Origin of the sequence: Mucilaginibacter corticis, assembly GCF_007558865.1 — a bacterium.
Lineage (GTDB): Bacteria > Bacteroidota > Bacteroidia > Sphingobacteriales > Sphingobacteriaceae > Mucilaginibacter > Mucilaginibacter corticis.
On sequence record NZ_VLPK01000001.1, the window covers coordinates 1,535,986 to 1,559,584 of the forward strand.

Sequence of the window (23,599 nt, forward strand, 5' to 3'; positions counted from 1 at the left end):
ATCAATGAAAAAAGGCCTTGGGCATAATGATTTTAACCCGTCTGCATCGCATTAATAACTTGGAAAACGGCGGGATCGAACTATCCGCTATGAAAGTTACGTGAGCATTTATAACGATACACGGACTTAAAGCCTTATTTTGAAACAAGGGCTATTCCATATAGTTCACCAAGCTGTGACTCGGCGCCAAGTTTTGTAATTACGCCGTTTTTCCACCAGGCGGGATGATAATATACATAAGGCGTATTGTTAATATTGCTGGGAGTGGTAGTAATATATGCTCCGCCAACGTATACGTCAGTTCCTTTCACAGCAATACAATTAGTCATCGCGTTATCCTGAATAATATTAATTACGCCATTTTTCCAGTATGCGGCTGACGCAATACCGAAACTAATGCCATCAGAAACAGATCCGGATATATAAACATCGCCATTGCTGATAGCGATACCTTCGGCATCTGATTCATTTTTAGTAGTTGCCAATTTTTGGGCAACGCCATTTTTCCAGAAAACTGCGCTATCATATGTCGATGAAGCTGCCGGGCTATAAGTACCATTGGCAAATCCTACTATATATACATCATTACCATTTACAGCGATAGCCTTTGTCTGAGCCCGCCAAAAGTCGCCATCCAGGTTTTTAAATTCTCCATTTTTCCAATAACATGGTATGCTTCTATAAGGTGCATCTGATGAGCTGTGTGTACCGCTTACATAAACATCAGTGCCATTTACTGCAATGCCCTCAGCAGAACCCTCTGGTCCGATATAGGTTAACATGGTCACGCTGCCGTTTTTCCAATATACAGGTTTGTTATTAACTGTACCGGCAACGTACACATCATTACCCTGTACTGCTATAGCATTAGCTACACTTATGTTTGTGCCATCCCCCAGATTTACTATAGTACCATTTTTCCAGTAACAAGCTACATAAACACCGCTATTTTGTATTATTGTATAACCAGCTACATAAATATCCTTTCCTGAAGAAATAACAGCTGATACCTGAGACCCATTAACCGAAAAAAAAGTTGCTGCATCGTTTTTCCAAAGTGTGGGCTGGCTGACAGTGCTGACGGCATACACATCAACGCCGGTTGATCCGGTTGTGCCGCTTGTTCCCGTAGTCCCTGTTGCTCCGGTAGTACCAGTCGCGCCAGTAGTACCGGTGTTGCCAGTAGAAGGATTAGGGTTGCTTTTTTTACAAGAGACAATAGCGAGTATCGCGATCAGTATCAGGGGAAGGAGGTATTTTATTTTCATGCGGACTTAATGATAAGGTAGCGCAAAGATAAGTTTATCATGTTAAAAATCAATCAATACAGGCTTTGGGTACAAAAATTATTTATTAAGATTTGTAAAACCCGGGGCTTATTTAATTGGTTTAAAAATTATTGATCTCAGCAATATGAAAAAGTTTCTTGTTTTACTACCCGCATTGTTTCTTGCAGCTGTTGCTTTTCATAAACCGGCCGGTGGCAAATGGGAATTAGTGGCATCAACCAACACACCGCCGTCTCGCAATGAATGCGGGTTTGCTACGGTTAACAATAAAATATACCTGGTTGGCGGCGATGCCCCGGCGCAACCTGTCGGCATCTATGATCCTACAACATCAAGCTGGAAACAAGGTGCTACCGCGCCCTCGATCATGCACCATTTCCAGGCTGTCGGGCTTGGCGACAAGGTTTATGTGCTTGATGCTTTTTCTGACCGTAATTACCCCAACCAAATACCATTGGCCAATGCCTATGCTTATGATACCAAAACCGATACCTGGCAGCAATTAGCCGGGCTGACCGAAAACCGCCGTCGCGGTGGCGCAGGGGCCGCGGTTTATAAAGGGAAATTGTATTTGGTGTGCGGCATTTTACACGGGCACCATGACGGTACCAACGGCTTATTTGATGAGTACGACCCCAAAACCAATACCTGGACAAGCTTGCCCGACGCGCCGCACATCCGCGACCATAGTATGGCGGTGGTAGTAAAAGATAAGCTGTATGCTATTGGCGGTCGCAATACCAGCCTGCATGATGCTAATAATTTCATGTCTTTTTTTGATAAGGTGGTGTTGGATGTAGATTGTTATGATTTTAAAACCGGTAAATGGAGTACCCTTGCAGCCAAACTACCTATGGGCACCGGCGGCGGCAACTGCGTAAACCTGGATGATAAAATATACTACATAGGCGGCGAGCGGGCCACAGCTAACACACCCAACGGCCCGCAAAAAGACGTTTTTTACATGGACCCCGAAACAGACAAGGAATGGAAAACAGCCCCGGCTTTAAACAAAGCACGCAACGGCGTAGGCGCGGCAGTATATAACCATCAAATTTATATTGCCGGCGGCGCAAGCGGGGATATCGGTTTAGAAAGGTTTGGATTGAAATAGTTTTATAGTGTTAACGCCTCTTATTAAATCAGAATCAAAAAAAAGTGTGCCAAACTGTATCATGAGATCGGGATCAAAAATGCATTTATCTATCTTGCAGTTAATTACAAAAACAGGTGTGCCAAGTTGTATCATTAATACACTTTCATTTTGGTACAGTTGTTCTCTTTGGCATGGTAATAGCATAGCAATATCTATACTTAACCACTATGCGTACCATAACAATCCTCCGGTTTAACGTTGATAAGTTTAAAGCCGATTTGAGGCAGGGCTTTAAAAACCTGGCCCAGGGCGGGTTTAAAAAGATCTATAACCATATTGACCAACTGAGCATTAAACGAGGGGTGGACGAGATGGGCATTGAAAAGTTTGTTAACCAATGTGCCTTACTGGCAGCAGGCAGCGGCGCTGTAGCCGGCGCAGGCGGATGGGCGACTATGCTGGTGGGTGTCCCGCTGGATATGGCAAACCTGATCACCCAGCAGTTCAGGGTCACACTGGCCATAACCTACTACCAAACCGGCCGGTACGAATGGCGCTTTAACGATTTCTTTAAAATAGTTGCCGCCTCGTTAAAAGTTGATGCCAAAATGACCGTTACCAAAAACGTGATGGAAGAGGTAGCCGAAAAGCTGATGATCAACCTGGGCAGTAAAACCGCCGAAAGGCTGGTACCCATAGTAGGCGCGGTAATTGGGGGCTCGGCCAATTACTTGTTCATTAAAAGGGTAGCCAGGCAGTTGATCGGGACGGATGATATGCGGATTGTATCTTATTAAAGACTAAGCTGTATAATCAGCAGCTATCTCTCAAAAATTGCTTATTTTGGTCTGATCAATCCAGACCGATTATGAAACGCCTATCCTTATTATGCTTGTTAGCGCTTGTGCTATCAGTATCTTCTTTGCGTGCGCAACAAACCAAAATAGAATGGGATGAATGGGGCGTTCCGTATATCACGGCATCTACCGAAAAGGAATTGTTTTTTGCCCAGGGCTGGGCGCAAATGCAGGCGCATGCCAACCTGATCCTGAAACTTTACGGCATTTCGCGCGGCAAAGCCGCGGCCTATTGGGGACCGCAATACGAACAATCGGATAGGTTGATCCATAACCTGGATTTCCCGCACATTGCATCATCCTTTAACCAATCGCAAAAACCCGAAGTTAAACTGATGATGAATGCTTTTGCCGAGGGTATGAACGCCTATGCAAAAGCGCACCCCGAAGCCATAGACAAGGATAAACAAATGGTACTTCCTGTAAGTGCCTATGATATCAATATGCACAGCCTGTTTATTTTTGTAACCCGGTTTACCGGCGGCGGCGAACTTGACCAGATTGCCAACTGGCAGGATGTAGGGTCGAACGCTATGGCTATCGCGCCAAAAAGGTCGGCATCGGGCAATGCCATGCTGTTGCAGAACCCGCACCTGCCCTGGGGCGAAGAGTTTACCTGGTTTGAATCGGGCCTTAATTTAAATGGTAAATTGATACACGGCGCCAACCTGGTGGGCATGCCGGGCATCGGCATTGGCTTTAATGAAAACTTAGGCTGGACACATACCAATAACACCCTTGACAATGCTGACTCGTTCGATCTTACCCTAAAGGATGGCGGTTATTTGATGGATGGCAAAGTGCAAAACTTTACAGTGAGGCCGGATACCATATGGGTAAAACAGCTGGATGGCAAGTTATTGGCCAAGCCGTTTAAATGCTATAACTCTGCCTTTGGTAATATATTCAGGATGGGAAGCAAAAAAGCGCTGGCCATTAAAATGGCAGGCATGGATTGCCCCAACGCCTCGCTGCAGTGGTGGAAGATGGCCAACGCCGAAAACTTTGAGCAGTTTACAGCAGCACTTAAAATGCAGCAGGTGCCGTTCTGGAACATTACCTATGCCGATAAACAGGGCAACATCTTTTACCTGTTTAACGGCGAAGTACCCAAACGGGCTTACGGCACATTTGCCGATTGGGATCGTGTGATACCCGGCAACTCGTCAAAAGATATCTGGAAGGGCTATTTTACTTATGACGAATTGCCCAAGTTAAAGAACCCTGTTTCTGGCTGGTTGCAAAATACCAATGATCCGCCGTGGACGAGCACTTTACCACGTGAAATTGATAAGAACAAATACCCGGCCTACATAGCGCCGGATGAGATGACGTTCCGCACACAGCAATCGGTAAATATGTTGATGGCCGATAAAAGCATTACGTTTGAGCATTTGCTTGACTACAAACTGTCCACTCATGTTTTACTGGCCGACAGGGTGTTGGATGATCTGTTAAGCGGTATTGACAATAACTCGTCGCCCATATTGCAGGAAAGCAAAGCGGTGTTAAGCAAGTGGAACCGCAAGGCTGATGGTGACAGCAAGGGCATGCTGCTTTTTTATACCTGGGCAGAAATGTTCGATCATAATGATGATCGTAATTACACCGTCCGTTGGGATCGCGAGCATCCCAATACTACACCGAACGGTATCCTGGATAAAAAACGTGCCGTAACATTATTAGAAAATGCTGCCGACACAGTAAAAAAATATTTTGGCGACCTAAGCACCTCATGGGGAACTTACGCCCGTTTAAAACGCGGCAAATTTGACCTGCCTGCCAATGGCGTTACCGGCGAACTTGGTGTTTTCAGGGTGGCAAACGTATGGCGGCTGAGCCCGAAAATGGGGGTGGTTACGTCAGGCGACTCATACTTTGGCGTAGTTGAGTTTGGGAAAAAAGTCAGGGCCAAGGTATTGTTGAGCTATGGCAACTCATCGCAAAAAAACTCGGCACATTACGGCGACCAGCTTAAACTCTTCTCTGAAAAGCAAATGCGCGACGCTTTAGTTTACCCGGAGGATTTGCAGGGGCACGTTGACTTTACCGAATTGAGGGAGGGAGATAGTTTTGTGAAGAAGGATTAAATAAAAAAGACTTGCGAAGTTTCAAAAACTTCGCAAGTCTGACATAGATATACCGACTACACGGTCAATTTCTTATACTTGATCCTCTTAGGGCCAACATCGCCTAAGCGTTTCTTGCGGTTCTCTTCGTAATCAGAGTAGTTACCTTCGAAGAAATATACCTGCGAGTTGCCCTCGAATGCCAGTATGTGCGTACAGATGCGGTCAAGGAACCACCTGTCGTGGCTGATAATCACGGCGCAGCCGCCAAAGTTTTCCAAAGCTTCTTCTAAGGCACGCAGCGTGTTTACGTCGATATCATTGGTGGGCTCATCCAGCAGTAAAACGTTGCTTCCTTTTTTTAGAGTGATGGATAAATGCACGCGGTTACGCTCGCCACCAGACAGTACGCCAACTTTCTTTTGCTGGTCAGCACCGTTAAAGTTAAAACGTGACACATAGGCGCGTGAGTTTAACGGGCGGTTACCCACCATAATGGTTTCCAGCCCGCCGGTTACATTTTCCCAGACAGATTTATTAGGGTCAAGGTCATCATGCATCTGGTCGACATAGCCCAGGGCTACAGTTTCACCCACGCGGAATGTTCCGGCATCAGGCGTATCCTGCCCTGTGATCAGGCGGAATAATGTGGTTTTACCCGCGCCATTTGGCCCTATGATGCCCACAATACCGGCAGGCGGCAATGAGAAGCTCAGGTTATCAAACAATAATTTATCTCCATAACTTTTGCTAACGCCGTTGGCCTCGATAACCACGTTACCCAAACGCGGGCCGGGCGGAATAAACAGCTCCAGTTTTTCTTCGCGTTCCTTGGTTTCTTCGGATGCCAACTTTTCATAATTGCCCAAACGCGCCTTTGATTTGGCGTGACGGCCCTTAGGCCCCATGCGTACCCATTCCAGTTCGCGCTCCAATGTTTTCTGGCGCTTGGTTTCGGTCTTTTCTTCTTGTGCTAAGCGTTTAGCTTTTTGGTCTAACCATGACGAATAGTTTCCTTTCCATGGGATACCCTCGCCGCGGTCAAGTTCCAGGATCCAGCCGGCAACATTGTCCAGGAAGTAGCGGTCGTGCGTTACGGCTATAACGGTGCCTTTATATTGTTTAAGGTGTTGCTCAAGCCAGTCTATCGACTCGGCATCCAGGTGGTTGGTAGGCTCATCCAGCAGCAAAACATCGGGTTCTTTTAAAAGTAAACGGCATAAAGCCACACGGCGGCGTTCACCGCCAGATAGTACCGAAATTTTGGTATCAGGCTCAGGGCAACGCAATGCGTCCATGGCACGTTCCAATTTGGTATCCAGTTCCCAGGCGTTTACGGCGTCTATCTGGTCCTGCAGTTCGCCCTGGCGCGTCATCAGCTTATCCATTTTATCCGCATCGCTGTAATACTCTTCCAGTCCAAACTTTTCGTTGATCTCTTCGTATTCTTTGAGCAGGGCAGTGGTTTCGGCTACGCCTTCCTCAACTATCTCGCGTACGGTTTTTTCCGGGTCAAGCTCAGGTTCCTGGCTCAGGTAGCCCACACTGTAGCCCGGCGAAAAAACTACCTCGCCGATGTTGGTTTTATCTATCCCCGCGATAATTTTTAGCAGGGACGATTTACCCGAACCGTTTAAACCGATAACACCGATCTTGGCGCCATAAAAAAAGCTCAGGTATATATTTTTTAATACTGTTTTTTGCGGGGGATATACTTTGCTTACCCCGGCCATTGAAAAAATTATTTTTTCGTCTGCCACCTTATTAATGATTGAATTAGTGAATGATTGAGTTAGTGAATGTTTTTATAGGAAACATTGATGCAAATATGAACAATAGCAATGCCAAGTGCAAACTGAAACCTGCCGGGTATTTTACATCTTGTTATTTTTGTTTAATATTGAATTGAAAAACCAATTCTACCTAATCTATTATCATGCGCCTGCCAGTTATTGTTAACCAGTTAATTATATCATTTTGTTTTGTTGTGCTTACTACCACAGTTGTTGCACAACGCGTTATCAAAACCGATACGTCAAATTATAAAACTATCCGGATCGATCCGTCAAATGCTGCCGGTGGCAATGTGTCTGACGTTTTTGACGAGATCAGTTATATCCCATTAGAAACAACACCCGAGAGCCTCTTTGGCAGCATTTATCAATTGGAAGTAGTTGATGATTACTTTATTATACTTGACGAAAACACCAATTGTATTCTTTTATTTAACAAGAGCGGTAAATTTCATACTAAAATAAAAGGCATAAGAAATCAATGGGGGTTTGGCATAAGACGATTTTTTGTTAATCGATGGACAAAACAGATAATTTATAGCAACGATAGTTATCGCACCAAGACCTATTGTAATTTTGACGGGCAGGTAGTAAAAACAGAAAAATACAACGGGGATTATGATATCAATGCTACTAGTTTTTATTTTATCGGCCCGGATAATCTGATAAATTGCGACAGGTATAGAGATATAAATGCCAAAGATAAATATTACAAGCCTTTCTCAAGATCTTTGATCCAGTACGTAAAAGATGTGAAAACTGTGTACGCCAGCGGGATGCATTATTCAGAAACGGATGGTAAAATTAATGCAATTGGCCACGGCATAGGCCCACTGACGTATTATGGCAATGACACAACTTTGTTTTACGCTGAATTTTATAAGTATAAAATTTACACCGTAACGCCTAACACCATAAAGCTTACCTACAAGTTTATATTCCCGCTCATGTCTTCGTTGTCAACTGGTTTTTATAAAAATACGGTCTACACAGATAGTGTTTTTAGATATTTACAAGAACATAAAGACCAGATATTTGTCCTTGCTAATTGCTATAAGGCAGGCAATAACTTATTGCTTGAAGCGCATAACCTTAATTATGATAGTAAAGAAAGGCATTTGATCTACAATTTAAAGTCGGGTGGGTTAATTGCTTATGAACATATATCGCCTGATAAGAAATCATTTTTCTTACCGGTATATGTGGGTGATACGAATTTTGAAAATAATGGGCTTGCAGCCTGTGACGGCAAGTATATTTATAACAGCCTATCCTCATTAATTATGTTTAAGGCTTATGAAGATAATGAAGACAAAAATATAACCTACAACCCGGCGTTGACCGATTACTTTAAAAAGGGCAGCCGAAAAGATAATCCGGTGATACTGCAATTTAAACTGAAGGATAACCTTTAAAAGTACAGTCTGTATTTTCCACCAAATTCTAACCCGTTTATGCCGTTTGCTCGTTGGTTATTGGCCAATATGGTTTGTTAACTTACCTTGTCCTTTGATTTTTAAGCAACAAAATATATTTAACTTTTTTTAACGTGCTAAAACGGTTTCCGGATGCTTTGTTTTATGATTTTTTATTTATCATTGAAACAGATACCCCAATCTAAACCAAACCGCTACCAATGAACCTTACACAAATTGCTAAAAAGCTTATTGCCTGTTTCTTTGTGCTGCTATGTGCGGCATTATATGCTAAGGCACAAAGAATCATCCCTGTTGATTCAAGCAAAGCCCAAACCTTACGCCTCGATCCTTCAAACGCTATGGGTGGCAATGCTTCTGATTTTTTTACCGAGATCAATTATATCCCCTTAGAAACTACCGAAGAGAGTTTGTTTGGCAGTATCAGCAAGCTGGTAGTTACCGAAGATTACTTTATCATCCTTGATAACAACACGCGTTCCATCCTCCTCTTTAATAAAAACGGAAAATTTCATAAAAAAATCAGGGGTACAGAAAATGCGCCGATATGGGATTTTTCTGTAAACAGGTATACTAAGGAGATCAGGTACAGCAGGGATCAATATAAAACATATACTTTTTGCGATTATGATGGTAAAGAATTACGAACCATTAAACCCGGCGGCGAACTGGCAAAAGACGAAATTAACGATGGAAATATGCATTTTTTCGGCCCCGGGAAAGGTGTTTCGTATAAATTGCCTTACCATATAGATTCTACTTCTAAATATTATAAGTTCTATTCTAAATCACTGATCATGTTTGCTAATGAAAAGAACAAAGTTTATGCGCACGGCTTAGGTTTTGATAATAGGGAAGGATATGATAATACCATGGTAACTAAGGGCGGCATCATGCCTTTTAACACAGTTAGCGATACGGCATTTTATTATATAAGGCCATACACGTTTACCGTTTACACTATCAGGCCTGACGCTATAAAGCTTTCTTATAAACTGGTATTCCCGTTGAATGTATCGTTACCACAAAATTTTAATATTGACTCCAACTACAATAATAAACGGGCTGAGTATGTCCAAAGAAATTCTAAGCTTATTTACTACATCGCCAATTTTTATCAACTAAAAGAAAACCTGCTTTTCAGAGCCGGCAGTTATGATACTAATGACGAAGACAACCTGATTTACAACCTCAGAAGCGGGACGCTTATAGCCTTTAAACATATCCTTCAGGACGAAAAATCATATTTCCTGCCTATTTATGATAATTCAAACGGAGGGTCATCCTTTAATTACTCAGGTATTTTGGCTTGTACAGACGGTTATCTGTACACATCGGCATCATCATTAGGCATGTTCACCTATCATGAAAAATATGCCGACCAAAAAGCCAAATATCCGCCTGTGCTGGATGATTATTTTAAAAAGGGCTCACGCAAAGATAACCCGGTAATTATGCAGCTTAAATTGAAAGACAACCTGTAAAGCCGGGGATATACCAATACATCTAAACCTGTTATAACCTTTTTACTACGTGAAAAAACACCTTAAAATTATCACCATATGCTTTTTGTGTGCGCTGTTATTTAACACCGCTAAAGCCCAGGCCCCTAAAAAAGATACTATTAATGTTGGGACGGTTATTGGCTTAATGCGCGACAGCGCGCATAATTACGTTATGCAGTCCGCCACTATGGCTATTTATAAACAGCATAGCAACGATCTGGTAAGCTACCAGTTAACCAACAATTTTGGCCGTTACCAATTTAAGGATATGCCGGTAGGTATACCATTGTATGTAGTGGCTACCCATGTGGGTTATCAGTCGATAAAAAAGGAGTTTTTAATATCGCCCAAAACAAAAAGTATCGACTTGAAAACCTTAAACATGGAGCGGATAGACCTTTCGTTAAAAGAGGTTGTTATAAGGGGGCAACAGGCGCCTATGCAAATGCATGGCGATACGCTTGAATTTAATGCCAGCGCTTTCAAGCTGGATACCAATGCCGTAGTTGGCGATCTGTTGCGGGCGCTACCCGGCATAACGGTTTGGGCCGATGGTGTTATTACCGTGAACGGTAAAAAAATTAACCAGTTGCTGGTAGAGGGCAAACCCTTTTTTGGCGGCGATAATAAAATAGCGCTGGATAATCTTCCTAAAAATTCAGTACAAAAAGTACAGGTTTACCAGGATAAGAATGACCCGGACCCGATAAACCCTAAAACCAACATGAATATTGTGTTGAAGAAGGACAAAAAAGATGGACTGTTCGGCAAATTTGGTTTTGGATATGGCAGTCTTGATCATTATGCCGGTGATGGGATGCTCACCTATTTTTCGCCCAAGACACAGGTTAGTGTGGTAGGAGCTTTTAATAACGTTAATAAAATTGCCGGTAATGTAGATGAGCTGATGCGTTTTAACTCATTTAAAGGAGACGGCATAAATGACGATTATCACAGCGATTTCAGGCGGACCGGTATAAACGTATTCAGGGGCGGCGGCGCAACGTTTTCGCAGGACTTTAGTAAGGATGCTGATCCGCGACAATCATACTACAAAACCAATGATCTTAGAGGCGAGGTGTTTAGCAGCGACCTGGACAATAAAACCCTGACGCAAAGCCAAACGGTAGTTTCTTTAGGCGACAACAGCCATTTGAACCAAACATCTGATAACACGCAGCACAGTAATGATTTTAATTTACGCTCAAACGGCACTTACCAAAAACGTACGGAGCATGCAGAAATTAATGCGGATTACAGCGTAAATAATTCGCAAAGTACATCACAGGCAACGCAGAATAGTACGTCTTTAAATGATCAGACCCAGGATAAAAGCAGGAATTTTGCCCAGCAGATGGCTACACGTAACGCAACAGATGCCAGCGGATCAGTAGGTATAAATACCAACAGGTATAATAATTGGGGCACACAGAAAAACAGATCGATAGACGGAGAGTTCAAATACTCGTTTAATTTAACCCACAGCAGTGAGGATAGTAAAAATATCACCGATTTTACCGCCACTGACACCACGCAGGACAGGCATTTTAACCGTCAATACATAAAGAACATAGACGGCGGCACACATACCTTTGTAACTAATTTTAGAGATATTACGCACCTGTTTCAGCGTCGCGGAAACCAGTATTTTAAGATCGACCTTAACAATACAATAAGCCTGCACCATGAAAATGAGAATGATAAGGTAGGCGATCTGGCACCCGGCGCCGCGACTTATAGGCCCAATCAGGGTCTTACCAACGTAAGCCATTATAAAACCATTGATGACAAAGTGGGTGTTTTCTTGTCTAAAGATTTCTGGAAAACGCTTGATAACCGTTATTCTAAAACATGGCGGGTGTATGTTAACCTGCAGGATCAAATATTTGATCAGCGAAACGAGGCCTTGCAAACTTTTCAGAATATAAAAAGATCATACAGTTATTTTATTCCCGCAGCTGATTTTACCTATCGTAATGATCAGTATGGCGAGTTTTCAAAGAATTACAGTTTAGGTTATTACACGTCTGTAACTTATCCAACTATTAACCAGTTAGCGCCATTGGTTGATAACGCCAACGTATATAGCATAACCATAGGTAATAAAGGTTTAAAGCCGGCCTACAAGCATACTGCATACGCAAACTATACTTATTACGATCAGAAAAATAAGAACCCGTTAAACTATAAGATCGAGCTGTCTGCTAACTTAGTCAAAAACAATATAGCCGACAGTTCGAATTATGATGACTTAGGCCGTTCGGTACATCGCTTTATCAACACATCTGATAGCAGATCTGCTGATTATAATGGTTGGCTTGAAAAGGCCTTTAATTTTAAAGATCATCAACTACAGTTTTCAACCAACTCGGGGTATAACTACTCAGAATATACTACCAATGTGAACGGGCGAGATTACCTGACCCGGGCAAACTCGCTGAGGGCAAACGCGTCAGTGTTTTATACCTATAAGTCGATCTGGCAGGCAAGGGTGGGCGAAAACTTTGACGGATCAAAAAGCAACCAGATAGGCCTTAGCCGGTTTACCAATTATAACTGGGCAACCAATTTAGGTTTAGGCTTTGCATTACCCAGAAGCGTATTCTTTAGCACGCGTGTAGATCTGAACAATAACAAAACTTCGTCGGCAGATCATAACATTTATTACACCATCTGGAATGCCGATGTGGGTTACCGTTTCCTGAAAGGGGCAGAAGGCGAGATCAAGTTTTCATTGCTTGATATTCTGCATCACAATAAATCATTACAAAACTACATTACCGCTAACAGCCTTACTACAACTACGGCCAATGTTTTGCAGCAATATTTTATGGTTACACTGGCTTATTACCCGCGCCATTTTGGGCTGCATAAAAAGAAGGAATAGGTTTTAATCGCCAATTTTCGAAAATAGCATGCCGTTATGTCACTCCGGGCTGACTTGCCTGCCTTTTTTTCCACAAATGGGGTATTTCATTCCTCGGTTGGTTAAACTATTGGGTTTTTACTATATCAAACAGGCAGTTACCGGCGTTATCAATTAAAAAAACAGTCATACACGATTAATTTTTCAGGAATAGTGTTGCATAAAGTTTAACTTTTGATAGATTGCGCATCATAATAGTGTCTGTTTATTATGAAGGGCATAAGTTGGCAACAATATTGTTAATAAGTTAAAAAGAACTCGTCCTGATCTGTTAAAACTAATTGATATATTAGGACGTATAATAGGAGTATATATGGAAGCAAAATTTTCGCCACGGGTTAAAGATGTGATACAATACAGCAGGGAAGAGGCTTTACGCCTTGGGCATGATTATATTGGTACAGAACATCTTTTGCTTGGGCTTATCCGTGATGGTGACGGTGTAGCAATTAAGCTGCTTAGAGAACTGGCTGTTGATACGGCCAGATTGCGCCGCTCTGTCGAAGACGCTGTGAAAGGAACTATAGGAACTAATGTACATATTGGCAGCATCCCACTAACTAAACAAGCCGAAAAAGTATTGAAGATAACTTACCTGGAAGCTAAAATTTTTAAAAGCGATGTAATAGGTACCGAACATTTATTGTTATCTATTTTGCGCGATGAAGATAATATAGCATCACAGATACTGATGCAGTTTAATGTTAATTATGAAGTGTTTAAGAGCGAGGTCGAATCGCACAAAAACAATATAACTGACGAGATGCCGGGTTCATCAACCGGCGGTGATGATGATTTTAAAGAAGAAGAATCATTTAACCAGCCTAAAAAGGTATCAGACATTAAATCAAAAACACCGGTACTTGACAATTTTGGCCGTGATTTAACCCGTGCTGCCGAAGATGGTAAACTTGATCCGATTGTTGGTCGTGAAAAAGAGATCGAACGTGTATCGCAGATCCTGTCACGCCGTAAAAAGAACAACCCGATATTGATCGGCGAGCCGGGCGTTGGTAAATCTGCCATTGCCGAAGGTTTGGCATTACGCATTGTTCAGCGCAAAGTATCGCGTGTATTGTTTAACAAACGTGTGGTGACTTTAGATCTGGCATCGTTAGTTGCAGGTACCAAATACCGCGGACAGTTTGAAGAACGTATGAAAGCGGTAATGAATGAGCTGGAAAAATCGCCGGATGTGATCCTGTTCATTGACGAGATACACACCATTGTTGGTGCAGGCGGCGCTTCAGGTTCGTTAGATGCGTCTAATATGTTTAAACCGGCCTTGGCACGCGGAGAGATCCAATGCATCGGCGCTACTACTTTGGATGAATATCGCCAGTTTATTGAGAAAGACGGCGCTTTAGACCGTCGTTTTCAAAAGGTTATGGTTGAACCGGCCACACCTGATGAAACTGTTGAGATACTGAACCGCATAAAAGAAAAATACGAAGAACACCACGGTGTAACTTATACCGAAGAAGCTATACAAGCTTGTGTTACTTTAACTACAAGATATATTACCGACCGCTTTTTACCGGACAAGGCTATCGACGCTTTGGACGAATCAGGATCACGCGTTCATTTAACCAATATCCACGTTCCGCAAGAAATATTGGATATTGAGAACAAGATAGAGCTGATAAAAGTTGAAAAGAACAAAGTAGTACGCAGCCAGAAATACGAAGAGGCCGCAAAACTGCGCGATACTGAAAAGCATTTGCTGGAAGAACTTGAGCAGGCCAAATCTGCATGGGAAGCGGAAACAAAATCAAAACGTTATACAGTAACCGAAGATAATGTTGCCGAGGTAGTTTCTATGATGACCGGTATCCCGGTACAGAAAGTAGGCCAGGCCGACAGCCAGAAATTACTGAACATGTCTGAAAAGATAGGTCAGAAAATTATTGGCCAGGACGACGCGGTAAAAAAACTGGCACGTGCCATACAACGTACCCGTGCCGGATTGAAAGATCCTAAAAAACCTATAGGTTCATTTATTTTCTTAGGCCCTACAGGTGTTGGTAAAACAGAGTTGGCTAAAGAACTTGCCCGCTTTATGTTTGATACTGAAGACGCGCTGATACAAATTGATATGAGCGAGTACATGGAGAAATTCGCGGTATCACGTTTGGTTGGAGCGCCTCCGGGCTACGTGGGTTATGAAGAAGGCGGACAGTTAACAGAGAAAGTACGCCGTAAACCATACGCTGTAGTATTACTGGATGAGATCGAGAAAGCTCACCCTGATGTATTTAACATCCTATTGCAGGTGTTGGACGAAGGGCAGTTAACTGATTCATTAGGCCGTAAGGTTGATTTCAGAAATGCTATCATTATCATGACATCAAACATTGGTGCACGCCAGTTGAAAGATTTTGGGCAAGGCGTAGGCTTTAGCACTAACGCTAAAACAACACAAGCCGAACAACATTCAAGAGGTGTGATTGAGAATGCGTTGAAACGTGCTTTCGCTCCGGAGTTTTTGAACCGTATAGACGATGTGATCGTTTTCAACTCGTTAGGCGAGGAAGAGATCTTCAAGATCATTGATATTGAGTTAACCGCTCTGTTTGGTCGTGTTAACACCTTAGGCTTTAAAATTGAATTGACAGATGATGCCAAGAAATTTATTGCTGATAAAGGATACGATTCGCAATTTGGTGCACGTCCGTTAAAACGTGCTATCCAGAAATACCTGGAAGATCCAATTGCCGAAGAAATACTGAAAGGCGAACTGACCGAAGGCGATATCATGGTGGTTGATTATGATAAAGAGGCCGAAGAGATAAAAATATCTCCTAAAAAAGGCACTAATAAAAAGCCAAAACAGGAAGAGCAAAACTAAATAGAAAGCAAAATGCCCGTTGTTAAACGGGCATTTTGCTTTTAGGGCTTTCTTGTCTTCTGCCTGCGCTCTTTGGGTTACAATTGTTAATCCTTACTTTTGTCATATCCGAGATAAAAACCCGGCACCATGATCAAAGAAATAGAAATAGTTTGCCCGCCCGGGCAGCAGGACGATGCGGAAGTTTTAAAAAAGCTATCGGCTGCGGCCTTAAATATATCACCACAAAAAATTACAGGGGTACAGGTTTTTAAACGATCGATAGATGCGCGCGGCCGCCGTGTGGTTTACCGCATGCAGGTTAAGGTTTATGTTGATGAAATTTACCACCCAGAAACTTATACACAGCAATATCCCGATGTCAAGAATGCCAAACCGGTGATCATAGTCGGTGCCGGCCCAGCGGGGCTGTTTGCTGCTCTTCAATGTATAACGATGGGTTTTAAACCCATCGTTATCGAACGTGGCAAAGCCGTAAAAGAACGCCGCCGCGATCTGGCCAATATTAATAAACAGGGCCTTGTAAACCCCGAAAGCAACTATTGTTTCGGCGAGGGCGGGGCGGGGACCTATTCTGACGGTAAGCTGTACACCCGCAGTACCAAACGCGGCGATGTAAACGCCGTGCTTAAAACCTTTGTTGCCCATGGCGCGGCCGAAGATATTTTGGTGGATGCCCGCCCGCACATTGGCACCAATAAGCTTCCTCAAATCATCACCGCCATCCGTGAAACCATTTTAAATGCCGGCGGCGAAGTGATCTTCGACGCAAAAGTAACCGGACTGCTTGCCGATTTTGGTAAGATCCAAGGTGTACGATTGGCATCAGGCGATACGATAAAAGCCAACGCTGTTATCCTGGCCACGGGCCATTCGGCGCGAGATGTATTTGAAATGCTGCACCGCCAAAATATACTGATAGAAGCCAAGCCGTTCGCGTTGGGTGTACGGATCGAGCATCCGCAGGAAATTATCGACCGCGCGCAATACCATTGCGAATACCGCGGGCCGGACCTGCCGCCGTCCTACTATAACCTGGTTGAACAGGTTGACGGCCGGGGCGTGTTCTCATTCTGTATGTGCCCTGGCGGCATCATCGCCCCCTGCGCTACCGAAGCCGAAGAAATTGTGGTGAATGGCTGGAGCCCATCAAAACGGAATAACCCATTCGCCAATTCGGGTACGGTGGTTCAGATCAATATGGAAGATGTGAAAGGCAGCGATGCCGATCCGTTTAAAATGCTAAATTTTCAGCATAGCATAGAGCAGTTGGCTTATAAAGCCGGCGGTGGTAAACTGGTAGCTCCCGCGCAGCGGATGGTAGATTTTGTAAACGGTAAATTATCAATGGATCTGCCCGAAAACTCTTACTTGCCCGGCACCAAAAGTGTAGAACTGAAAGAAGTGCTACCGAAATGGATCCATGACCGCCTGCGTGGCGCCCTGCCGGTATTCGGTAAAAAGATGAAGGGTTACTATACCAACGAAGCTATACTGGTAGGGGTTGAGTCGCGCACGTCATCACCCATCAAGATCCCCCGGGATAAAGAAACTTTGCAGCATCCGCAGGTGCAGGGGCTATTTCCATGTGGCGAGGGCGCAGGCTATGCAGGTGGCATAATTTCTGCTGCTATTGACGGTATAAATTGCGCGGTAGCGGCGGGGAAAATTGTCTGAACTATGATTTTTAGGAGTAAAAGATTGCAGGATTGATAGTTAGACAAGGCATCATAAAATATTTTAAATCTTAAGAATCTTAGTCATGACTACATCAACCAAACTCATCAACGAACTCGAGAAAGTATTATCCGGGCAACCCTGGTATGGCTCGCCCATATATGATATCCTTGATGAGGTGACTTTTGAAAGCGCTTACGAGCGACAAGGCCATGCGCATACCATTGCCGAAATTATTTTGCATATGGTAAGCTGGGCCGAAGAAATTATTGACCGCCTGAACGAAAAGCCCGCATCATTACCCGTTAGCGGTAACTGGCCACATCCAGGTGACCCGGACGAGCAAAAATGGAAAATGTGGATTGAGGACCTGAAACTGGTTAACGTGAACCTGGTAAAAACTATCAGCGATTTTCCCGAAGATAAATGGGATGAACCGATCATTGACGAGCGCCCTGACGAACCGGTTACAACTTACAAGGAACTGGTATATGGGTTTATCCAGCATCAGATATACCATGCCGGGCAGATAGCTGTGTTGAATAGGGTGATTATAGGGTAAGAACAAAAGAGACGCAAAGTATTGCGTCTCTACAAAATCGCCGCTATGGTTCCCCCTTCAGGGGGTTAGGGGGCTAATACTCCAGCTCGGTACATAAGAAACCCGCGTTATTCAGCAGGGTTTCAATATAACGTGGCGACAGGTCATCTGCCACAACACGCAAAATATTGTCGCAATCTTCCAGATCGAAATTAAAGTCCTGTATTGCCTGCACCGAGGTTAACAGGGGTTGCACCTTTGTTACCTGCTCGGGCGCAGAAACGCTTGTTGAAAATATCAGTACATCCATAATTGTGAGTTTTTATTAAAAATACTACCTGTCATTTCGAACGATAGTGAGAAATCTATACACCTGATATAGCGTCAATGCATATGTATAGATTTCTCCTCGTTCCTCGTCGAAATGACAAGTGGATTAAGTTTTATTCAGTTTTTGCTTCTGTTTCTTTGTCAAACTGGTCCCAGTCGCGGTTAAATGGATGGCGGTCGTCACGTCCCCAAGGGCCGCAATTGGCGCGCTCGCGCATTTTTTGTTTAAACTTCTCCTTTTCTTCCGGGGTCATGCTTTTAAAGCGTTCTTCCATTTTACGGCGCATCCATGGTGCCCCGCCACGGTTGCCCCAGCCACGGCCGCCTTTATGGCCAAAACCGAACAGTATTTTGCACAGTATAAATATGCCCATGGCCTGCCAGAAAGTTATGGTAGCAATGTGAAATATGCCGGGTAATAGGTTGTTCCAAAGTTGCATCACCGCAAAGCTGATGAGCGATAAGAAGGCGGCTACCGCAATGGGTATGAATATGAACCTGCCTTTAAAAAATAAATTTTTCATCTTTTTTAAATTTAATATTTTGTTATCTCCTGATATAATTGTTGTAACCTGTCGCGCAGATGCAATACCGCGTACCGCTTGCGCGATACCAGCGTATTTACATTTACGCCCGTCATTTCTGATATTTCCTGGAAGGTCATATCTTCCATTTCCTGCCAGATAAATACCTGCTTCTGCTCTTCGGGCAGCTCATCCAGTGCGCTGAATAGCTGTTCCCAAAAAAGGTTGCGCACATATTCTGTTTCGGGGGTGCTGTCGTCGGGCATCAGCAGGTCCTTAAAGCCTGATGTATCATCGTCGTCATCGTCCCCGCCGGTAAACAGGTCGTCAAGTAAGGTTTCTGATTTCTTTTTATGCTTATCTGTAATTTTGTTCCTTGCCACTTTATACAGCCAGGCGCCTGTCTGCTCAATTGGCTCAGAATTTACCAGTGCGCTAAACTGGTACCACACATCCTGCAGGATATCTTCAGCATCAGCATCATTTTTCACCCGTTTACGGATAAAGCCCAGCAAATTTTTACTATACGCTTTTATGGCGCTTAGTATATGGCTGTTTCTTTCTTCGGGCATTAATGCTGTTATCAATGTATACTTGTTTTAAAGGTATAGACGATTCACCTTTAAAAACATTTTAAAAAAAATTAAATTATTTTTCGTGACCGATGTTTGACTGTCAAACCCCTTAAATATTACAGGTTGGCGCAATATTTGAAGATACGTCATAAGAGGTAATTAATATGTCTAACAAAAAAACATTGATCTTAGGCGCTACGCCAAATCCCGGCAGGTATGCTTACCTGGCAGCAAATCGTTTAAAAGGGCATGGGCACAGCATTGTTAATGTTGGGATAAAAACCGGTGAGGTGGCAGGTGTGCCTATTGAAAAGCCTGAAACCATTCATCATGATATAGATACCGTTACGCTTTATGTCGGCCCGCAAAATCAGCCGCAACTTTACGACTATATACTGAACACGCATCCCAAACGGATCATCTTTAATCCCGGAACGGAAAATACCGAACTGCAAAAAATGGCAGAGGCAAAAGGTATTGAAACGCTGGATGCCTGTACGTTGGTGTTGTTATCAATCGGGGAATATTAAGCCCCCTAACCCCCTAAAGGGGGAACAATAGCGAAGACTTTGCGTCTTTTGATCATTTTTCAGAGACACAATACTTTATGTCTCTACACACCCAACTTCTCAAATATCTCCTTAATAGAAAACTTCGCCCCGCAAACAAACTCGTCGCTTGCGCCATAGTAGATGGTAATAGTGTCCCCATCAACAACATGCCCGTTGGTAAATACTACGTTGCCAAAGAAACCGCTTAACTCGTATGGTTCGGTGGGTTTCATGATCGGGTCGCCGGTGCGGGCTATAACTTTTGACGGATCGTTAAGATCCAGCAGGAAAGCGCCCAGGCAATACTGATGCTCTTTATTTGCGCCGTGATAGATCTCCAGCCAGCCTTTGTCGGTTTTAATGGGTGCGGCACCTGCGCCTACGCGCTGACTGTCCCAGTTATCCAGCCGGGTTTTTATAATACATTTATGGTTTCCCCAGTGTACGCCATCAGGCGACTCGGCCAGCCAGATAAAATTACCGCCGATATCTACGCTGCTTGGGCGGTGCAGGCAATAATACAGGCCATTTATTTTTTCTTCAAATATGGCGCAATCCTTATTATGCGGCGGCAAGATCATGCCATGGCTTTGAAAGGTTTTCCAGTCGGTAGTGGTACGCATACCTACGCCAACGCCATTGCCGGATACCGCGGTGAATGTCAGATAATATTTATCTTCCAGTAAAGTAACCCGGCAGTCTTCAATGCCAAATGCTTGCAACATGCCGTTACCAAATAATGGCGGGTAGCCTTGGGGTTCGTAAAAATGGATGCCATCATCAGTACATAATAATCGTAGGTGGGATAAAGTGGTCAAATAATCCAGCCCCATATACTTGATCACGCGCGGATCGGTAGTGATCAGTTCGGGGTGTTCTGATGGCAGCTCTACTATCTCGGTTTTGCCCAGCTCGTTCAGTACAGGGAAAAATATGGAGCCTTCTTTTTGCACCGCATTTTCGGCCACGCGGACAATGAGCCATGTTTTGCCTTTAAATTGAAATACCCCGGGGTTAAGCAGGCAGATGATCTGTAAGCCTTCTTCGCTGGCTTTAAGGTCTATTGGCGAGAGTAATGGATTTTCAGGAAAACGTCGGGCTATGTCTTTCATATCAGCATACGGTATATGCTGATTTTAACAGTGCGGCGACCTATAAGTTTAAACATTTTTGATTTAAGCATATCGCTGGTATCGTTTGCGCTATAAGTTAGCCTTGCTATTGACAAAATATAAATATTATCTTTACATTTAACCCTCAACACGTGGCGCATTAACCGGCGTTCGTTCCAAGTATTTTAAACTTTGTAATAACAATCCTGATGAAGAAAAATTTTACTCTTTTGCTGATGTTCGCTTTGGCTTTTTTTAGAGCCGGCGCGCAAAGTATTTCATTGCAAAAAGGCTGGAAATTGTCTATTGGCGATTCGCCTGAGTGGTCATCGCCCGGCTTTAACGACAGTGGCTGGCAAAACGCCGATATATCTAAACCCTGGGAAGAGCAGGGCCATCCCAACGTTGACGGCTTTGGCTGGTACCGTATCCACGTAGTTATCCCATCATCCATAAAAGAAAAAGCATTTTTAAAAGATAGCCTGACGTTTACACTGGGCAGCATTGACGATAACGACCAGGTGTTTTTAAACGGCAAACTTATTGGCGAATACGGAGGTTTAGGCGGTACAATTGCTGAAAGCCATTACGGGCCGCGCAGTTATACAATTGCTACAAGTAATCCGGCTCTTTTATGGGATAAGGATAACGTTTTGGCTATACGTGTTTTTGACACAGGTGGTGCCGGTGGTGTTTACGGAGGTGTATATAACATACACATGACCGGTGTTATGGAGCACGTAGAATTTGATAAGAATAATGACTTTAGCTACGGCGATAAGAACACGATAGGTAAGTCTATTATACTAACAACCATAAATAAATATAATTACAGTGGTACGATATCACTTAAGGTTATTGATCCGGAAACAAAAGCTGTGATTTTAACCAAGAAAACTGACACCGCACATTTTACGGTAGGCAAGCCATTTAAATGGTGGTTTACATTTGCGGCTGCTCAAAAGAAATCATACACAGTTGTATATAATTTTACCGATAAAAAATCAGGAAAAGGGATTTCAGATAAAGAAACCACGCCTTACATATTGACACCGGCTGTAGCAAAAACGCCAAAGATTAATGGTGCTGCTATATTTGGTGCACGCCCCGGCCACCCGGTTCTGTACCTGATACCGGCTACGGGACTAAAGCCTTTAAAATATAAAGTTCAGGGCTTACCTGAAGGTTTAAAGCTTGATGCCGCGAAAGGTATTATTACCGGTACGGTAGATAAAAAAGGTTCTTATCCGTTGGTGTTTACGGTTACCAATAGTAAAGGTAGCGCCACTAAAAAATTCACATTGGCCATAGGCGACAATATTGGACTTACTCCTGCTCTTGGCTGGAACAGTTGGAACGCCTGGGGACTTAGTGTTAACGATGAGAAAGTACGTACATCAGCCCGCGAAATGGCCGAAAGATTAAGTTCTCACGGTTGGGCATATGTCAATATTGATGATGGTTGGGAGGCTGAAGACCGTGGCGTTAACGGCAAGATCGTTACCAACAGCAAATTTCCGAATATGAAAGGACTGACTGATTTTGTACACGGTTTGGGCTTACGTATGGGAATATATTCATCGCCGGGCACACGTACTTGCGGTGGTTACCTGGGTAGCTGGCAACATGAAGATGATGATGCGCAATCGTACGCTGATTGGGGAATTGATTATTTAAAATATGATTGGTGCTCATACGGTCAGATCGCACCGCAAAACCCAAATCTTGATGAAATGAAAAAGCCATACATAGTTATGCGCAAATCGCTTGATAAAACCAACCGCGATATTTTGTTCAGCTATTGCCAGTACGGTATGGGCGATGTATGGAAATGGGGTGCCGAGGCAGGCGGTAACAGTTGGCGCACAACCGGCGATATCACCGACACATGGCAAAGTATGTCAGGCATTGGGTTTAACCAGGATAGCGCTGCACCATTTGCCGGCCCCGGTCATTTTAATGACCCGGATATGCTGGTGGTTGGTAAAGTAGGCTGGGGACCGTCGCTGCATAACACCCGCCTTACTTTTGATGAGCAGTACACCCACATCAGCTTGTGGAGTCTGCTGGCATCGCCATTGCTGATCGGTTGCGATATGGGTAACCTTGATCCTTTTACATTAAGCCTGCTTACCAATGACGAGGTACTGGCTATTGACCAGGACGCATTAGCTAAAAGCGCCTGCCAGTATGCTAAAAAAGATAATACACAGATCTGGGTAAAAGAAATGAAGGATGGCAGCAAAGCAATAGGTTTGTTTAATACATCAGACAAGTATCAAACCCTTAGCTTAAGCGCTAATGACCCGGCAATAAAAGGTTATACAAAATTCAGGGACGTTTGGCGCCAGCAAAATATCCCGGCTGTAAGCGGCAAAGTTGCGCCTCATGGTGTATTGCTGGTTAGAGTATCTAAATAGTTAGTCTTGAGTCGGTAGCCTTTAGTCGTAAGTCAAAAGAAGTAAACACA

17 protein-coding genes are annotated in these 23,599 nt (G+C 43.6%); 11 read left to right on the forward strand and 6 right to left on the reverse strand.

Annotated features, from left to right (window positions below; all coding sequences use genetic code 11):
• Positions 1-134: 134 nt before the first annotated feature.
• A complete protein-coding gene (locus tag FO440_RS24340) occupies positions 135-1,268 on the reverse strand; it encodes a hypothetical protein (protein ID WP_186292584.1) in 1,134 nt (377 codons plus the stop codon).
• A 145-nt stretch (positions 1,269-1,413) separates the two neighbouring features.
• On the opposite strand from FO440_RS24340, the gene FO440_RS06635 reads away from it, so the two are divergent.
• The 3 genes from FO440_RS06635 to FO440_RS06645 all read left to right on the forward strand — a co-directional run bounded on the left by FO440_RS06635 (position 1,414) and on the right by FO440_RS06645 (position 5,332).
• A complete protein-coding gene (locus FO440_RS06635) occupies positions 1,414-2,403 on the forward strand; it encodes a Kelch repeat-containing protein (protein ID WP_144247422.1) in 990 nt (329 codons plus the stop codon).
• A gap of 209 nt (positions 2,404-2,612) precedes the next feature.
• Entirely contained in the window at positions 2,613-3,182 is a 570-nt protein-coding gene (locus FO440_RS06640) for a hypothetical protein (RefSeq protein WP_144247423.1), read from the forward strand.
• A gap of 71 nt (positions 3,183-3,253) precedes the next feature.
• Positions 3,254-5,332: an acylase gene (locus tag FO440_RS06645; RefSeq protein WP_144247424.1), complete on the forward strand. Its 2,079-nt coding sequence runs from the start codon at positions 3,254-3,256 to the stop codon at positions 5,330-5,332.
• Positions 5,333-5,388: 56 nt separating this feature from the next.
• On the opposite strand, the gene ettA is transcribed toward FO440_RS06645, so the two are convergent.
• Positions 5,389-7,071 carry an energy-dependent translational throttle protein EttA gene (gene ettA, locus FO440_RS06650; RefSeq protein WP_144247425.1) on the reverse strand — a complete coding sequence of 561 codons (1,683 nt, stop codon included), beginning with the start codon at positions 7,069-7,071 and terminating at the stop codon, positions 5,389-5,391.
• Between the two features lie 176 nt (positions 7,072-7,247).
• On the opposite strand from ettA, the gene FO440_RS06655 reads away from it, so the two are divergent.
• The 6 genes from FO440_RS06655 to FO440_RS06680 all read left to right on the forward strand — a co-directional run bounded on the left by FO440_RS06655 (position 7,248) and on the right by FO440_RS06680 (position 18,058).
• The gene (locus FO440_RS06655; protein WP_144247426.1) at positions 7,248-8,519 is read left to right on the forward strand and encodes a 6-bladed beta-propeller; all 1,272 of its coding nucleotides are present in this window, start codon (positions 7,248-7,250) and stop codon (positions 8,517-8,519) included.
• Between the two features lie 221 nt (positions 8,520-8,740).
• Complete coding sequence (locus FO440_RS06660) at positions 8,741-10,024, forward strand: 6-bladed beta-propeller (protein ID WP_144247427.1); 1,284 nt, start codon at positions 8,741-8,743, stop codon at positions 10,022-10,024.
• A gap of 49 nt (positions 10,025-10,073) precedes the next feature.
• Positions 10,074-12,932 carry an outer membrane beta-barrel protein gene (locus FO440_RS06665; RefSeq protein ID WP_144247428.1) on the forward strand — a complete coding sequence of 953 codons (2,859 nt, stop codon included), beginning with the start codon at positions 10,074-10,076 and terminating at the stop codon, positions 12,930-12,932.
• Between the two features lie 352 nt (positions 12,933-13,284).
• Complete coding sequence (locus tag FO440_RS06670) at positions 13,285-15,819, forward strand: ATP-dependent Clp protease ATP-binding subunit (protein ID WP_144247429.1); 2,535 nt, start codon at positions 13,285-13,287, stop codon at positions 15,817-15,819.
• Between the two features lie 129 nt (positions 15,820-15,948).
• Positions 15,949-17,496, forward strand: a complete 1,548-nt coding sequence (locus FO440_RS06675; RefSeq protein ID WP_144247430.1) for an NAD(P)/FAD-dependent oxidoreductase — start codon at positions 15,949-15,951, stop codon at positions 17,494-17,496.
• An 85-nt stretch (positions 17,497-17,581) separates the two neighbouring features.
• Entirely contained in the window at positions 17,582-18,058 is a 477-nt protein-coding gene (locus FO440_RS06680; RefSeq protein ID WP_144247431.1) for a DinB family protein, read from the forward strand.
• Positions 18,059-18,131: 73 nt separating this feature from the next.
• Here the strand turns inward: FO440_RS06680 and FO440_RS06685 are convergent, their stop codons facing one another.
• From FO440_RS06685 to FO440_RS06695, 3 genes are all read right to left on the reverse strand, one after another.
• Entirely contained in the window at positions 18,132-18,347 is a 216-nt protein-coding gene (locus tag FO440_RS06685) for a hypothetical protein (RefSeq protein ID WP_144247432.1), read from the reverse strand.
• A gap of 133 nt (positions 18,348-18,480) precedes the next feature.
• Positions 18,481-18,891, reverse strand: coding sequence for a hypothetical protein (locus tag FO440_RS24345; protein ID WP_186292585.1), 411 nt, complete (start codon positions 18,889-18,891; stop codon positions 18,481-18,483).
• A gap of 11 nt (positions 18,892-18,902) precedes the next feature.
• Positions 18,903-19,463, reverse strand: a complete 561-nt coding sequence (locus FO440_RS06695) for an RNA polymerase sigma factor (RefSeq protein WP_144248220.1) — start codon at positions 19,461-19,463, stop codon at positions 18,903-18,905.
• Positions 19,464-19,630: 167 nt separating this feature from the next.
• On the opposite strand from FO440_RS06695, the gene FO440_RS06700 reads away from it, so the two are divergent.
• Positions 19,631-19,996, forward strand: a complete 366-nt coding sequence (locus FO440_RS06700; protein ID WP_144247433.1) for a CoA-binding protein — start codon at positions 19,631-19,633, stop codon at positions 19,994-19,996.
• 83 nt (positions 19,997-20,079) lie between these two features.
• Here the strand turns inward: FO440_RS06700 and FO440_RS06705 are convergent, their stop codons facing one another.
• On the reverse strand, positions 20,080-21,129 hold the full coding sequence (locus tag FO440_RS06705) for a glycoside hydrolase family 130 protein (protein WP_144247434.1): 1,050 nt from the start codon (positions 21,127-21,129) through the stop codon (positions 20,080-20,082).
• Positions 21,130-21,338: 209 nt separating this feature from the next.
• Here FO440_RS06705 and FO440_RS06710 point away from each other — a divergent pair, with 209 nt between their 5' ends.
• Positions 21,339-23,549 carry a putative Ig domain-containing protein gene (locus FO440_RS06710; protein ID WP_144247435.1) on the forward strand — a complete coding sequence of 737 codons (2,211 nt, stop codon included), beginning with the start codon at positions 21,339-21,341 and terminating at the stop codon, positions 23,547-23,549.
• Positions 23,550-23,599: the final 50 nt, after the last annotated feature.

Excerpts from the sequence above, each read along its gene's own strand:
- FO440_RS24340 (WP_186292584.1), bottom strand. The coding sequence starts at position 1,268 with ATGAAAATAAAATACCTCCTTCCCCTGATACTGATCGCGATACTCGCT.
- FO440_RS06635 (WP_144247422.1), top strand. The coding sequence starts at position 1,414 with ATGAAAAAGTTTCTTGTTTTACTACCCGCATTGTTTCTTGCAGCTGTT.
- FO440_RS06640 (WP_144247423.1), top strand. The coding sequence starts at position 2,613 with ATGCGTACCATAACAATCCTCCGGTTTAACGTTGATAAGTTTAAAGCC.
- FO440_RS06645 (WP_144247424.1), top strand. The coding sequence starts at position 3,254 with ATGAAACGCCTATCCTTATTATGCTTGTTAGCGCTTGTGCTATCAGTA.
- FO440_RS06655 (WP_144247426.1), top strand. The coding sequence starts at position 7,248 with ATGCGCCTGCCAGTTATTGTTAACCAGTTAATTATATCATTTTGTTTT.
- FO440_RS06660 (WP_144247427.1), top strand. The coding sequence starts at position 8,741 with ATGAACCTTACACAAATTGCTAAAAAGCTTATTGCCTGTTTCTTTGTG.
- FO440_RS06670 (WP_144247429.1), top strand. The coding sequence starts at position 13,285 with ATGGAAGCAAAATTTTCGCCACGGGTTAAAGATGTGATACAATACAGC.
- FO440_RS06675 (WP_144247430.1), top strand. The coding sequence starts at position 15,949 with ATGATCAAAGAAATAGAAATAGTTTGCCCGCCCGGGCAGCAGGACGAT.
- FO440_RS06680 (WP_144247431.1), top strand. The coding sequence starts at position 17,582 with ATGACTACATCAACCAAACTCATCAACGAACTCGAGAAAGTATTATCC.
- FO440_RS06685 (WP_144247432.1), bottom strand. The coding sequence starts at position 18,347 with ATGGATGTACTGATATTTTCAACAAGCGTTTCTGCGCCCGAGCAGGTA.
- FO440_RS24345 (WP_186292585.1), bottom strand. The coding sequence starts at position 18,891 with ATGAAAAATTTATTTTTTAAAGGCAGGTTCATATTCATACCCATTGCG.
- FO440_RS06695 (WP_144248220.1), bottom strand. The coding sequence starts at position 19,463 with ATGCCCGAAGAAAGAAACAGCCATATACTAAGCGCCATAAAAGCGTAT.
- FO440_RS06700 (WP_144247433.1), top strand. The coding sequence starts at position 19,631 with ATGTCTAACAAAAAAACATTGATCTTAGGCGCTACGCCAAATCCCGGC.
- FO440_RS06705 (WP_144247434.1), bottom strand. The coding sequence starts at position 21,129 with ATGAAAGACATAGCCCGACGTTTTCCTGAAAATCCATTACTCTCGCCA.
- FO440_RS06710 (WP_144247435.1), top strand. The coding sequence starts at position 21,339 with ATGAAGAAAAATTTTACTCTTTTGCTGATGTTCGCTTTGGCTTTTTTT.